This is a genomic window from Brevibacillus sp. NRS-1366 (assembly GCF_050467985.1).
In genome coordinates, this window is record NZ_JBITPN010000011.1 from 103717 (window position 1) to 118177 (window position 14461).

Consider the following 14461-nt stretch of genomic DNA (forward strand, 5'->3'; position numbering starts at 1 on the left):
GGGATTAATGATGAAAAAATCAGTGGCTCTTTTACTTTCAGGCGCACTTCTGACAGGCGTTCTTGGGATTGGCTGGGCAAGCGCAGCTACACTCGCGCCGTCAGCTGTTATGTCGATCAAGGTAGACGGAAAAGCACTGAGCAAAGACGGGAAGCTGCTTATAACCAACAACCATGCGATGGTTCCGGCAAACGCAATCGCCCACGCCGTCGGAGCCAATGTTGCCTATGATCAAACGGCAAAAACCATCACCATTTCCAAAGATATCAATACGTATCAGTTCACAGTAAACAGCCAAACCGTCAAAATCAACGGCGGTTTCGTTACCGCAGATACACCTGCTTCTCTCGTTCACGGTGTGCCTTATATACCTGTCCGTTTTCTTGCCGAGCAGCTCGGAATGGAGGTAGCATTTGACAAAGCCTCCAACTCCATTTCTCTGACTTCTGCACAAACACCGGCGCTCCGCATCGTTTCCCCTGCCAATGGTGACATTTTGTACACAGACCAGGTGAAAGTAGCTGTCACCGCCCTCCACTATCAGTTAGCAGATTTCCGCCAACATACGCAAGCGTTGACGGGGCAAGGACACATCCATGTATGGCTCGATACCGACCCAACAGATCCCAAGCTGGCTTACAAAATGATTAACGGTGAGCCTGCCGTCTTTGATGAAGTACCGCCTGGAGCTCACAAATTGACAGTACAGTTGGTGGGCAACGATCACAAACCGATTGTACCTGAGGTCAAACAACAATTCACTTTTACGACAGCACCTGCGCCTACGCTTGCTGTCAATGGTCACACTCCAGCACCGGCTATTCCAGCATCACCAGTACCAGGTGCTACTGCTCCATCATCTCCCGTATCGGTGGCACCTGCGCCTGTTGCCAAAAGCAATCAGGTAAACATTCAGTCGTTTTCCTTTACCCCCGGTGCGCTCACAATTGAAAAAGGGTCGACAGTGACCTTTACAAATCTTGATGATGTGGTCCACACAGTCACAGCTAATGACGGCTCTTTTGACAGCGGTCCTATCAACCAAAAAGCAACCTACACAATGACATTCTCCAAACCTGGAGTATATTCCATCTACTGCAAGCCACACACCTTCATGACTGGGACTATCACTGTAAAATAGGCTTGTTATGTAGAGGTAAAAAAATAAGGGAAGCAGCACGTATTCGTCATACGTACTGCTTCTTTGCTTTATGTATATGCTCCTTCTGGCAAATGAGTGCGTATGAGATCCATAAAAATGTCTAATGCTTTTGTATGAAACTCGTTTGATTTTGTCACAAGGGAAAAATCTCTTGTAACAGGAGTTCCCGCTACCTTCAGAGTGCAAAGCGTTCCTAGTTTTCGTTCTTTGCGAATGGCCCAGTACGACAACAGGCTAATCCCAAGTCCTGCTTCTACGGATTCTTTAATGACTTGAGTGCTTCCGAACTCCATTCGCTTTTGAGGATTGATTTGCAGCTCGCGAAACATTTTTTCAGCAGCTTCTCTTGTACCAGAGCCTTCTTCCCGAATAATCCATGTTTCTTCTAGCAATTCAGTGATACTGACTTCATCTTCTCCCGCCAAACGGTGATGAGGAGAGACGATCAGGTACATACGGTCATCGGCAAATGGCTCGACACACATCTTTTCGTGGACGTACTCTCCTTCCACGATACCTACATCCAATTGCCGATTTGCTACCAGTTCTGTGATTACGGTTGAGTTGTGGATCGTAATGGTCGGTGTGATTAACGGATAGTGCTCGCGCATACGTGCGATCACATGCGGCAGCACATATTCCCCGTACGTATAGCTGGCACCAATACTCAAGCGACCACTAGGCGTATTCATCAAATCATCCACCAGGCTCTGCATGCGTGTGTACAGTCCCAAAATCTCTCGCGCGTGGTGATACACGATCTCTCCTGCTTTATTCAGCCGTACATACTTGTTGCTTCGCTCCAACAGCTTCGTTCCCACTGATCGCTCCAGAGAAAGGATGTACTGGCTGACGGCAGGCTGCGTCATATGCAGCTCTTCTGCCGCACGCGAAAAGTTTTGTCTATCTGCGACGGTAACAAAAACCAGTAATTGCTGATCCATCCTGCATCACCCCGCTCTAATCATTAACTATATCGTTTTACTTATCATCATTATAGCAATGATTTATTTTTCTTATTGTAACAGTTGTTTTATTCTGAGGTTGTAAATCTTTTCAAGGAGTGATTGCAATGGCCACCCAGTTCAAGGAAAGCGTGCCATTGAACAGCAGCAGAGCAGCTGTACAGCCCGATAAACCCAAAGAAAGCAAACAGTCTTCCCTCTCGTTATGGATCGGCGGCGTCGCCTTCACTTTTCTAGTTGCCTTGCTCGGATATGGTTTATCCCGCGTTCCCGGCTTTGATCGCGTCGGTCCGCTTGCTTGTGCGATCCTGATCGCCGTTTTTTATCGCCAATTTCGAGGATATCCCGAGGCACTTCGCTCAGGCATTCAGTTCTCTGCCAAACGTTTATTGCGTCTTGCCATCATTCTGTACGGTCTTAAGCTTAATGTCGACGTTGTTCTTCATCAAGGTCTTGGATTACTCGTCTATGACGTAGGCGTGATTGTCTTCGCCATTGCAGTTACCATGCTGCTGGCTAAATGGATGAAAGCAGAGCCCTCCCTTTCCCTTATGCTCGGAGTTGGTACCGGAGTTTGCGGGGCAGCAGCTATCGCCGCTGTATCCCCCATCATTCAGGCAAAAGACGAAGATACCGCGATCGGGGTAGGCATCATCGCGCTAGTCGGTACGGTGTTCGCTATCGGCTATACAATCCTGCGTCCGTTTTTGCCCTTGTCAGCCGTAGATTACGGCATGTGGTCCGGTATTAGCTTGCATGAGATAGCTCATGTCGCTTTGGCTGCCGCGCCGGCAGGGCAGGATGGATTGGCGATCGGACTGTTGGCGAAATTGGGGCGCGTTCTTCTGTTGGTTCCCCTCTGTTTTATCTTGATGTTCTGGATGAAGCGGACTGGAAAAATTCAAAGCGGCACCAAAATCGAATTTCCTTGGTTCCTGATCGGCTTCCTTGTAATGAGCCTCTTTGGGAGCTACGTGCTCGGCAAACAAATTCCCGTTTCAGAAGCGTTCAATACAGGCGTAGCCAGCGTTACGACATTTGTTTTGACTATGGCGATGGTCGGTCTTGGACTCAACGTCAATCTGCGTGCCCTGCGGACAAAAGCTGCCCGCCCACTGATTGCCATGTCCATCACGTCGGTTTTGCTATCCGTCCTGTCTTATGTATTCATTTAACTAGCTCTACTCCTCTTCGTCGGACATATTTTTCGGCGAAGATTTTTTTTGTAAATAAGGACAAAGGTTATCCCCATATGTTGATAACGGTGTGATTATCTTTTCCTGGGGGCATCCGCATGTCTAGACGATCTTTGCACAAGCGACCCAATATCTTGTTTATCATCGTGGATGAAGAACGTTATCCACCTGTGTACGAAGAACCAGGCATCTCAGCATGGAGACAGGATTCACTCCATGCCCACTCCTTTTTACGCGAGCACGGGCTAGAATTCACACGACACTATGTCGGAGCGACTGCATGCTCGCCAAGCAGAGCTACCTTGTTTACAGGACAGTACCCCTCCCTGCACGGCGTGACCCAAACCAGTGGCGCTGCCAAACGCTCTGCAGACAGTGATATGTTCTGGTTGGACAAAAACACCGTTCCTACCATGGGCGATTACTTCCGAGCTGCAGGCTACCGCACGTTTTACAAAGGCAAGTGGCATATTTCTGATCCGGACATCTGGATACCCGGGACACATATCCCCGTCCGCAGCTACACACCGGGGACTGGGATGCCCGACCCGCAAAAAGAGAGGTTGTACCTGCTCGCAGATCGCTTGGACGGGTATGGCTTTACAGGGTGGATCGGGCCAGAACCGCACGGGAGAGCTCCTCACAATTCAGGCTCATCTGCTGCGATTGGGGTGAACGGAAGGGATGTGATTTACCGTACGGAGGTGGTCCGGCTAATACAGCAGCTGGAGCAGGAAAAAAACGAGCTTGATCAGCCTGACTCGTACCAGCCGTGGCTACTCGTCGCTTCTTTTGTCAATCCGCACGATATCGCCCTTTATGGCGATATAACCGCCCATTTGCCCGTTTTTCGCTTTCATGTCGACGACTTTATCCCTGACATTTTGCCTCCACCTACCTACGACGAATCACTTGCGACAAAGCCACGCTGTCAGGCTAGCTATCGCGATGTTTATCCACACGCTTTTCAGCCGATCACCGATAACGAATTTTATCACCGACTATACTTTCAGCTTCAGCAAAACGCCGATCAGGAAGTGATGCGTGTACTCGAAGCAATCGTCGACACCTCCTTTTATAACGAGACGGTAATCCTGTTTACCTCCGATCACGGCGAGCTTTTGGGAGCACACGGCAATCTCCATCAAAAATTTTATTGCGCTTACGAGGAAGCTACTCATGTTCCTCTCATTATCCACAACCCTCTCCTTTTTCCACAGCCCTTCTATACAGACCAGTTGACTAGTCATGTAGACATTCTCCCGACACTTTTGGGCCTCATCGGGGCAGACACGCCATCCATAACCAGGCTCCTCAAACAAACCCATAGTGAGGCGCGTCATCTGGTAGGGCGCAATCTCACCCCGCTTATCCGCGGTGAAAGCTATGAGAGTAAACCATCGCCCGAGTGCCTCTATTTCATGTCCGAAGACGATGTGACCAAGGGACAGCATCAGATCAGTGTCCTGCTCCAGCCCTATCACTCCGTCATCCCTCCCAACCGCGTTGAAACCGTCATTGCCCGTCTTTATAAAGATGGGACCGAGGCAGTGTGGAAATACTCCCGCTATTACGCGAGTGAGCATGCCCCTGGCCAAAAAACACCTGCGATTGCTGACGAATTTGAATTGTACAATCTGCTGACAGATCCGTGGGAAATGCACAACCTAGCTTCTCCCGTCTATGCGACTCCTCAATCAGAGCTGATTCGCCTGCAAATGGCAGAGCTTTTAGAAGAACAACGATATCAAAAACGGCTTACGCCCGGATAAGTGGCTATAACAAAGGATCGTTGCGCAAAAAAAGATCCTTTGTACCTCCTACAGGCACAAAGGATCTTTCTTATCGTTCCCTTTACTATTCTTGCTCAAGCAATATCTTTTCCAGTGCGTTGATTGCTTCCTGCTCGTCTATACCGTCCGCAATCAAGGTGATTTCCTCGCCTTTTGCAATCGCCGAAGACATGATGCCCATAATGCTTTTTCCGTTGACGATCTTTTCCTTTTTCACAAGCTTGATTTCACTGGCAAAAGACGTGGCTGTCTTAACAAAAGTAGCAGCAGGCCTGGCATGCAAGCCATGCGCCAGTTGAACGACGATTTTCTTCTCTACCATCCTGATGTACCTCCTACGTCAACTTTTCCCTTTTCAATCAATGCAGTATGCCCACTTCAAGCATGATAGAAAAGCCGATGCGTTCATCGTCGCATCGGCTTGCTGTCTTTTATTAGCGTTGTTTGTTATATGGTCTGCTGCCCGATTCCGAGCTGCGCGGGCGGGAGTCGCCACTGCGTGGACGAGAATCGCCACTGCGCGGACGGGAGTCACCGCTACGTGGGCGGGAATCACCGCTGCGAGGGCGAGAAGGACGTTTTCCACCAAAGCCGGAGCCAAACCCACCTTTGCCTTTTGGTGGCAGCTTTTTCTTGCCAACACGCAAAGGAGCTTCCTCTGTCAGGCGAATAGGTGTCATATCTGGTTCTTTGGTCAAAAGCTTGAGTGCTGCGGATACCAGCGTAACAGAATCTACATCCTCCAGCAATTGCTCAGCCAGTGTCTTGTAGGCAGACAGATCATCTCTGCCTGAAGCCTCCAAGATTTTGTCCACAGCCATACGCTGTTGACCTTCCAATGCTTCAGCCATCGAAGGCACTGTGCGTCTCTCCATACGACGATTCGTTGCACGCTCGATCAAACGCAGGTGATCAATTTCGCGGGAGGTAACAAAGGTGATCGCCAGACCTGTTTTCCCTGCACGGCCGGTTCTACCAATACGGTGTACATAGCTCTCTGAGTCTTGCGGAATGTCGAAGTTGAACACATGTGTCACACCACTGATATCCAGTCCGCGAGCAGCAACGTCAGTCGCTACCAGTACTTCAATTGTACCTTCTTTGAACTTGCGCAGGACACTGTCGCGTTTCGCCTGATTTAAATCGCCATGGATACCTTCAGCACCATAGCCGCGTTTGGTCAGCGCTTCGGACAATTCGTCTACTCTGCGCTTCGTTCTGCCGAAAATAATAGCCAGCTCTGGAGAATGGATATCCAGCAGGCGGCACAGTACATCAAACTTTTGTTTTTCCGCAACTTCCATATATTGCTGCTCAATGTTTGGAACCGTTACTTCTTTTGATTTTACCGAAATCAACGTAGGCTCACTCATGAACTGTTGCGCGATTTCCTGGATAGCTCTAGGCATAGTAGCCGAGAACAGTAAGGTTTGACGATTGTCTGGAACCTCTTGCAAAATTTCTTTGATGTCATCTATAAAGCCCATGTTCAGCATTTCATCTGCTTCGTCCAACACGACGATCTCAATCGCATCCAGGCGAATCGTTTTTCTTCTCATGTGATCCATGAAACGACCCGGTGTTGCCACGATGATCTGCGGACGTTTTTTCAAAGCCTTGATTTGGCGTGTGATGTCCTGACCACCGTAAATCGGCAAGGCAGTAATGTTCTTATATTGTGCGATTTTGTTGATCTCTTCCGCTACTTGAACAGCAAGCTCGCGGGTAGGTGTCAGTACGATCCCTTGGATGTTTCCACTCGTTTCATCCAATCTTTCGATGAGCGGAATACCAAATGCTGCTGTTTTTCCTGTACCCGTTTGTGCTTGACCAATCAGGTCACGCCCTTGCAATGCCACTGGAACCGTTTGAACCTGAATGGCTGTCGCCTCTTCAAATCCCATATTGCTTAATGCACGAACAAGTGAGTCATGTAATCCAAATTCATAAAAAGTTGTCAATGCGCTTCAGTCTCCTTTATCATTACCTTCTTATATAAAATTCTCATTAAAAAAGGGCACTATTCCTTACGATCCGGAACATGCCCTTTTATCCCCGATTGTACAAAAGCACCCCATAAAGAACATAGCTGTAATCGTACCATGCATTTCTTGAAAATGCAAATAGCCGATCGCCTAAAACTATTCGACATGACCTAAGCCTTTCCTCGGCAAAAAGCCCTACGTTCTCTGAATAATCAACCTATTTTTCCGCTTATCGAAGCACATAGTCCGCAAGCACACTCTGCACCTCGTAAATATTAAGGTTCTTGCTTAGCTGTCTTTGGATTGGCAGTTGGCTGCCGGAGATAAAGATTTTGATTTCAGCATCCCAATCAAAGCTTCCTGCCGTCTCTACGCTGAAATGGGCAATGCTTTTATACGGTATGGAATGAAACTCGACTTTTTTCCCGGTAAGTCCCTGTTTGTCGATCAGAATCAAGCGTTTATCGGTAAAAATAAACATGTCACGGATTAATTTATAGGCCTTTTCAACCCTTTCATTATTCGCCAAAATTTTCCCAATCTCCCTCTGCACTTCCGCGATGCTTACCTCTGATGCATTGCCCATTAATCCGTCAAACAATCCCATTTGATTCTCCCCCGTTCGATTTAATCAATATTCCTACATGTAAGTATACGAATGAATATGCCTTCGGTTTGTCGGAAGCGGCAAAAAAAACTGACGCCCGCGTGCGAGTGTCAGCTTCAATCATTATTTTCAGTGGTTAGCTAAGTCCCATGACATTGCCATCCTGATCCACATAAAGCGATTCCGCCGCCGGCCTTTTCGGTAGTCCTGGCATTGTAACTAGACTTCCTGTCAGAGCGACAATAAAGCCCGCTCCTGCTGAAAGGCGAATTTCACTGACCTGGATCGTGAAATCAGTCGGGGCGCCCAGGAGATCGGCCCGATCTGTAAAGGAGTACGGTGTTTTAGCCATACAGACTGGCAGGTGGGACATGCCCATTTCCTCTACCTTTTGAATCGTTTTCAAGGCAGCAGGGGAAAAGACAACACCCGATCCGCGATAAATCTCTTTGACGATCTTCTCGATTTTCTCTTTCACAGAGAGATCCTCTTCATAAAGGAAGCGGAAATCGGATTGGCGTTCAGCCGCACGCGATACTTTTTCCGCCAGCTCAGTACCGCCTTCTCCGCCATCCGCCCAAACATTGGAGAGCGCTGCTTCGACACCCGCTTGCTGGCAGAGCATTATTACCTTGTCTATTTCCGCTTGGGTATCTGTTGCAAAGTGATTGATGGCGACTACAGCCGGAACGCCGAATTTCTGGAGATTTTCCAGATGTCGCTGCACGTTGGCAAACCCTTTCTCCAATGCGCCCAAATTCTCTGCCTGAAGATCTGCAACCTTTACACCTGCATTGTATTTCAACGAACGGACGGTAATGACGACTACCGCTGCCGCAGGAGTGAGACCGGCTTTTCGACATTTGATGTCAAAAAACTTCTCTGCTCCCAAGTCTGCTCCAAAGCCCGCCTCTGTAACGACGTAATCCGCAAGCTTCAGTGCGGTTTTTGTTCCGATTACACTGCTGCATCCATGAGCAATGTTGGCAAAAGGACCACCGTGAATGATGACAGGTGTGCCCTCGATGGTTTGAACAAGGTTCGGCTTGATGGCTTCCTTTAACAGGACGCACATGGCTTCGACGGCATTCACTTCCTCAGCCCGCACAGGCTGGTCATCAAAGTCGTATCCGATAATGATATGACCTATGCGCTCTCGCAAATCGGCCAAACTCTCGCTCAAGCAAAGAATAGCCATGATTTCCGATGCAGTCGTAATCATGAAACCGTCTTCCCGCACCATCCCGTTGCTGTCACCTAGCCCAACAACGATATTGCGCAGGGCGCGGTCATTCATATCCATCGCCCGCTTCCAAACGATTTTCTTTGGATTGAGTCCGCGCGGATTGCCTTGAAATATATGGTTGTCAATCATGGCAGCAAGCAGATTATGCGCCGCCGTAATCGCATGAATATCACCTGTAAAATGGAGGTTAATCTCATCCGCAGGGAGAATCTGCGCCTTGCCGCTACCAGTAGCTCCTCCTTTTATCCCCATGCACGGGCCCAGAGAAGGCTCCCGAAGCGCTGCAATTGTCTTTTTTCCTAACAAATGGAGCGCCTGTGACAAACCAATTGTCGTGAGCGTTTTTCCTGCTCCCGCCGGATTTGGATTCATAGCTGTAACGAGAATCAGCTTGCCATCGGGACGATCCTTTATCTTTTCCCACAGATCATTAGATAGTTTCGCTTTAAACTTTCCGTAAAGTTCTAAATCGCACTCTTCGATACCTGCTGTCTTGGCAATCTCAACAATCGGCTTCATGCCTGCCTCCCTACATTCCGAGAATTTCTTGTTTATTTCCAAATGTCTACATTCCACATTGTAGTCACTTCTCCTCTCCGATGATGCTTTTTTGATTAAGAAAACCGCGCAACCATTACTTGGAAAAAACGTCTAATGTCATATACAAAGAAAGCGAGTGTGACGTGGGTTGAACCTCTTTTCCCCCGAAGATCGAGTATGGTATCGGAAAAAAAGAAATGTCGTACGGGCGGGCATTGTGCTGCTGTGGATAATCGGTACGATCGCTATTTTCGCGAAATACACTTCGGATGAACGTAGTTTTCTATGGATGGGAGTCAGCGGATACTGCGGCGTATTGCTTTTATTCAGTTACATTCTTGGTTACATCATGGCAAATTATATAAAAACAAAGTTTTCTTCTTTTATTTTATTGGTCTTGGCCATTATGCTCCTATACCCGCTGGTCATGATTGGTTATGTCGCGGCAGATGTCGTGCAAGGTCCCGTCATAAAGAAAGTCGTGATCCAGGAGAAATGGGATCCGCGGCGGGGGGGCGATCAGGTGACGACGAGCGACGGCGATCATTACGAGATTGGAGGAAGCCAAGTAACCATTGAGACGGGACACAAGTATGTCATTAAAGTGTTTGAACACAGTGGACTTATCCTACACGCCAGAGAAATAAGATAAGAGCGCAAAAAAACCTGCACTCTGTATGATGACAGAATGCAGGCAGCGATTATGCGCCAAAAATCTTCCCTGGGTTTAGGATGCCTGTAGGGTCGAGTACATTTTTCAGCGACTGCATCACGTCCAGTGCTTCGCCGTGCTCGATCCGTTGGTATTTCGCTTTCCCCACTCCAACGCCGTGCTCGCCTGTGCATGTTCCCCCGCGGCTTAGCGCGTATTCGACCAGATGCGCATTCAGTTCCTCTGCACGGGCTACCTCCTGTGGATCGTTCAGATCGATCATCAGGATGACGTGGTAGTTCCCGTCCCCGACATGTCCGAGAATGGCTCCATCCAATCCAGAGCGGTCAATTGCCCCTCTGGCATCGACCACCGCTCCCGCCAGCTCGGAAAAGGGCAGGCACACATCCGTTACCATCATTTTTTTGCCTGGCGATTTGTGCAAGAACGCATAGGCCATGTTGTGGCGCACATCCCAGAGCTGGGCACGAGCCTTGGAATCTGTCTCAAACAAAAATTCCTGGCAGCCATGCTCTGCGGCGATGTTTTGGGCAAACTCGATGTCGTGGGTCAGACTCTGCTCGCTGCCGTGAAACTCAATAAACAGGGTAGGGTTTTCCGGATAGCTGGTTTCCTTGTATAGATTGACTTGGCGAATGGAGCGTTCATCAACGAGTTCAATACGCGCTACCTGGATACCCGCAGAGAGAATATCCACGACCGTATCCACAGCGTCTTGCACAGATGGGAAGCAGGCACGGGCAGCCATTGTTGCTTCTGGAATGCCATACACCCGCAATGTCAACTCGGTAAAGACACCAAGCGTACCCTCCGATCCTACGAACAGACCCGTTAAGTGATAGCCCGATGACGATTTCGCTGTCATACTGCCCGTGTGAATGATACGCCCGTCTGCGAGGACCACTTCCAGATCGCGCACCTGGTCACGCATTACTCCATAGCGCACAGAGGTGGTTCCACTGGCATTGGTTGCTGCCATCCCGCCAAGTGTCGCATCTGCACCCGGGTCTACTGAAAAGAACAAACCGTGCTTCTTCAGTTCTTTATTGAGCTGTGTACGTGTGACTCCGGGTTGGACCCGCACGAGAAAATCCTGAGGCCGAACCTCCAGAACCTGATTCATCAAGGAAAAGTCCATGCTGATCCCGCCTTCATACGGAATCGCATGACCCTCCAGACTTGTCCCCAGCCCAAACGGAGTGATCGCAATGTGTCTGGCGGTTGCCAGCTTCATGATCTGGCTAACCTCTTCCGCGCTCTGCGGAAACACAACGACATCGGGTAGCCGCGGTGCATGGTACGATTCGTCATGGCTGTGGTGCTCCAAAACCGTCGGGTTGGTGGTAACCCGCTCTTCGCCTAGAAGTTCTATCAACTCTTGTACATAGTCCATTTTCCCTTCCCCTCCGTTACTTACTCAAGTTCACTAAAAACAGACTGATTTCCGGAATGTATGTGATGAGCAATAAATCGACAACCATGATAATGAGAAACGGTATAACTGCCTTCTCAATCTCCGTATTAGACAGCTTGGCAATTTTTCCTGCCACCAAAAGATTAATCCCAACAGGAGGCGTGAGCATACCGATAGCGGAGTTGACTACCATGATGACCCCAAATAACACAGGATTAATGCCTAATGTTGTAATAATTGGTAACAAGATCGGTGTCAGAAGAATAATGGTGACCGCCGTTTCCATGAATGTTCCCAGAATCAAGAGCAACACGTTAATAATCAAAAGCGTAATAATCGTACTATCGGTAATCCCCAGCATGAATTGGGCAATTTCCTGAGGAATATTTTCCCTAGTCATGAGAAAGCCGAATGCATTGGCTGTGGCGATGATCAGCATGATGACCGCTGTCATGGTAGCCGAGCCGGTAAATATTTCACCTAGGTCTTTCCATTTAATTTCACGGTAGACAAACAGACCAATAACCAGTGCATAGATCACCGCTACAACTGCGGCTTCAGTAGAAGTAAAAATACCGCCGTAAATTCCACCAAGAATAATAACAGGCATGAGAATTGCCAAAATTGCGTCTTTAAAAGCCTTCCAAATGTCAGCCGGAGAATGCTTCTCTCCTCCGCCCCAGCCATTTTTCTTGCTAATCCAGAATGAATAAACGACGAGCGAAATGGCTACGAGAATCCCCGGTCCGATTCCGGCGATGAACAGATCATTAATAGAGGTACTCGCTGCCACTCCGTACAAGACCATCGGCACGCTTGGCGGAATCATGACACCGATTGTACCACCCGCTGCGTGCAGCGCAGAGGAAAAACGGACATCATACCCCTTTTTTACCATGTGCGGAATCAAAATGCCACCTACCGCTGCAGTAGTTGCTGCTGAAGAACCGGAAATGGCAGCAAAGAAGGTGCATCCGATAACCGCTACAATCGCTAGTCCTCCTGGTAGATTGCCAACAATCGTATTGGCAAACCGGATCAATCTAGCCGAAATACCTCCTGTTTCCATCAGCTTACCAGCCAACAGGAAAAACGGGATTGCCATCAGCGGGAATGAATCGGTCCCATTGAACATTTTTTGGATGACGACCAAGAGCGGAATATTCCCCTCTACCATAAAGGCTACGACTACTGATAGCCCCAATGCTACAGCAATTGGCACATTGATGATCAGAAGAACCAACAGTGTCAAAAATAAAATGGTACCCAAAATAGATTCACTCCTTCCCAGTGATATCTTTCCACGTTACATGGAGAGCGTTCATGATGAGCAGAACACCGCTGATCGGGATCACCATGTAGACATAGCCCATGGGAACGAGCAGAGTGGGGGATGTCTGAGTCATACTTCTGGCAGCCAAGAGATACCCCTGATAAACCATGACAATAAAAAAGAAAATGCTAAGCACCGCAGCCACCGCAAGAACTACTTTGTTCATCCATGGCGACAAGTGCTTCTGGATGTACTCCGTTCCAATATGTGCTTTGATGGCCATCGCATAAGCTGAACCTAAAAAAGTGATCCATATCAAGAGATAACGAGCGAGCTCTTCGGTCCAGGCAAGCGGCTGATCCAAAAAAAAGCGGAAAAGGACTTGCAGGAAAACGGCGACGATCATAACAGCTAATAGGGCGATGACGATTAGACGGGTAAGACTGTTTATCTTGGAAATGATGTTGCCCACACGATTTCTCCTTTCGCAGGGAAAAGCGGGGAGAAAAGCATTTGCTCTTCTCCCTTCCTCCATTTATTTCGTATTCATGATTTCATCAACCAGCTCTTTGCCGAACTGACCGGAGAATTTGTCGTACACAGGCTTCATCGCATCGCGGAATGCTTGCTTGTCTACATCTTCCGTAATGACTACGCCTTTTGCCTTGATATTGGAAATCGCTTCTTCTTCCATTTTGATCATCAGCTCACGCTCGTATTGACCCGCTTTTTTTGCCTCTTCAGCAATCAGTTGTTGAACATCAGCAGGTAGCTTGTCCCACACTGGCTTACTGAACAAAATCATTGCCGCGGAGTATACGTGACCAGTCAAGGACATATGCGTTTGTTTGGAATCGTACAGCTTGTACGTCTGAGCAACGATTGCCGGGTTTTCCTGTGCATCTACTACACCCTGCTGCAGTGCAGTCAAAGCTTCCGTCCAAGCCATTGGTGTTGGTTTTGCTCCCAGTGCTTCGAATGCAGCGAGGTGAATCGGGTTTTCCTGGGTGCGGATCTTCATTCCTGCTACATCTGCTGGCTTCTTGATATCTTTTGTTCCATTGGTGATGTGGCGGAAACCATTTTCAGCCCAAGCGAGACCAACCAGATTAGCGCTTTCCATATCTTTGAGCATATCTTGACCGACCTTACCATCAAGAACCTTGTATGCCTGATCACGGCTTTCAAACAGGAAAGGCAAGTCCAGCACGCCGAGCTTCTGATAAAAGTTGGTAACCGGCGCGGTCGAGGTAATAGACATATCAGCCGTTCCAAACGTAAGCGCCTCTGTCAATTCACGCTCAGCACCCAACTGGCTCAGCGGATATACTTCAATTTTGACTTTTCCGCTTGAACGCTTGTCCACATCTTCGGCCATCTTTTTCAATGCCAGGTGATAAGGGTGATCCTCGGTTAAGGAGTGGCCCGCTTTGAATATATAGGTTTGTCCGTCACTCTTTGGTGCTTCTGTCTGAGCAGCTGGTTGTCCGCCCCCTTGACCGGAAGGCTGGGCAGCCTGCCCGCCGCCCCCTCCGCATGCTGTCAACAATAAAGAAACTGACATAAAGCCGGAAAGTAAAAATCCCCATTTTTTTCGTGACATCTTG

The 14461-nt window shown here is 48.5% G+C and carries 13 protein-coding genes; 4 read left to right on the top strand and 9 right to left on the bottom strand.

What is annotated here, in order from left to right; all coding sequences use genetic code 11:
- The first annotated feature begins 7 nt into the window (after positions 1 to 7).
- The gene (locus tag ACIFQN_RS06090; protein WP_429832151.1) at positions 8 to 1141 is read left to right on the top strand and encodes a stalk domain-containing protein; all 1134 of its coding nucleotides are present in this window, start codon (positions 8 to 10) and stop codon (positions 1139 to 1141) included.
- Between the two features lie 68 nt (positions 1142 to 1209).
- Here ACIFQN_RS06090 and ACIFQN_RS06095 read toward each other — a convergent pair whose 3' ends face one another.
- Positions 1210 to 2106, bottom strand: coding sequence for a LysR family transcriptional regulator (locus ACIFQN_RS06095; protein WP_429832152.1), 897 nt, complete (start codon positions 2104 to 2106; stop codon positions 1210 to 1212).
- A 128-nt stretch (positions 2107 to 2234) separates the two neighbouring features.
- Between ACIFQN_RS06095 and ACIFQN_RS06100 the strand changes: the two genes are divergently transcribed.
- The gene (locus ACIFQN_RS06100) at positions 2235 to 3302 is read left to right on the top strand and encodes a YeiH family protein (protein ID WP_429832153.1); all 1068 of its coding nucleotides are present in this window, start codon (positions 2235 to 2237) and stop codon (positions 3300 to 3302) included.
- Positions 3303 to 3421: 119 nt separating this feature from the next.
- Positions 3422 to 5095 carry a sulfatase-like hydrolase/transferase gene (locus ACIFQN_RS06105; RefSeq protein ID WP_429832154.1) on the top strand — a complete coding sequence of 558 codons (1674 nt, stop codon included), beginning with the start codon at positions 3422 to 3424 and terminating at the stop codon, positions 5093 to 5095.
- 85 nt (positions 5096 to 5180) lie between these two features.
- On the opposite strand, the gene ACIFQN_RS06110 is transcribed toward ACIFQN_RS06105, so the two are convergent.
- The 4 genes from ACIFQN_RS06110 to ACIFQN_RS06125 all read right to left on the bottom strand — a co-directional run bounded on the left by ACIFQN_RS06110 (position 5181) and on the right by ACIFQN_RS06125 (position 9473).
- A complete protein-coding gene (locus ACIFQN_RS06110; RefSeq protein WP_429832155.1) occupies positions 5181 to 5438 on the bottom strand; it encodes an HPr family phosphocarrier protein in 258 nt (85 codons plus the stop codon).
- A 112-nt stretch (positions 5439 to 5550) separates the two neighbouring features.
- Positions 5551 to 7077, bottom strand: coding sequence for a DEAD/DEAH box helicase (locus tag ACIFQN_RS06115; protein WP_429832156.1), 1527 nt, complete (start codon positions 7075 to 7077; stop codon positions 5551 to 5553).
- Between the two features lie 253 nt (positions 7078 to 7330).
- Positions 7331 to 7708: a PH domain-containing protein gene (locus tag ACIFQN_RS06120; RefSeq protein WP_429832157.1), complete on the bottom strand. Its 378-nt coding sequence runs from the start codon at positions 7706 to 7708 to the stop codon at positions 7331 to 7333.
- A gap of 136 nt (positions 7709 to 7844) precedes the next feature.
- Positions 7845 to 9473 (bottom strand): formate--tetrahydrofolate ligase, encoded by a 1629-nt coding sequence (locus tag ACIFQN_RS06125; RefSeq protein WP_429832158.1) that lies wholly within the window; start codon positions 9471 to 9473, stop codon positions 7845 to 7847.
- 238 nt (positions 9474 to 9711) lie between these two features.
- On the opposite strand from ACIFQN_RS06125, the gene ACIFQN_RS06130 reads away from it, so the two are divergent.
- Positions 9712 to 10146, top strand: coding sequence for a hypothetical protein (locus ACIFQN_RS06130; protein WP_429832159.1), 435 nt, complete (start codon positions 9712 to 9714; stop codon positions 10144 to 10146).
- Positions 10147 to 10195: 49 nt separating this feature from the next.
- Here ACIFQN_RS06130 and ACIFQN_RS06135 read toward each other — a convergent pair whose 3' ends face one another.
- The 4 genes from ACIFQN_RS06135 to ACIFQN_RS06150 form a co-directional block, all read right to left on the bottom strand.
- Entirely contained in the window at positions 10196 to 11560 is a 1365-nt protein-coding gene (locus tag ACIFQN_RS06135; protein ID WP_429832160.1) for an FAD-binding oxidoreductase, read from the bottom strand.
- 16 nt (positions 11561 to 11576) lie between these two features.
- On the bottom strand, positions 11577 to 12851 hold the full coding sequence (locus ACIFQN_RS06140) for a TRAP transporter large permease (RefSeq protein ID WP_429832161.1): 1275 nt from the start codon (positions 12849 to 12851) through the stop codon (positions 11577 to 11579).
- Between the two features lie 7 nt (positions 12852 to 12858).
- On the bottom strand, positions 12859 to 13326 hold the full coding sequence (locus tag ACIFQN_RS06145) for a TRAP transporter small permease (RefSeq protein WP_429832162.1): 468 nt from the start codon (positions 13324 to 13326) through the stop codon (positions 12859 to 12861).
- A gap of 63 nt (positions 13327 to 13389) precedes the next feature.
- Positions 13390 to 14457, bottom strand: coding sequence for a TRAP transporter substrate-binding protein (locus ACIFQN_RS06150; RefSeq protein WP_429832163.1), 1068 nt, complete (start codon positions 14455 to 14457; stop codon positions 13390 to 13392).
- Between the last annotated feature and the right edge of the window lie 4 nt (positions 14458 to 14461).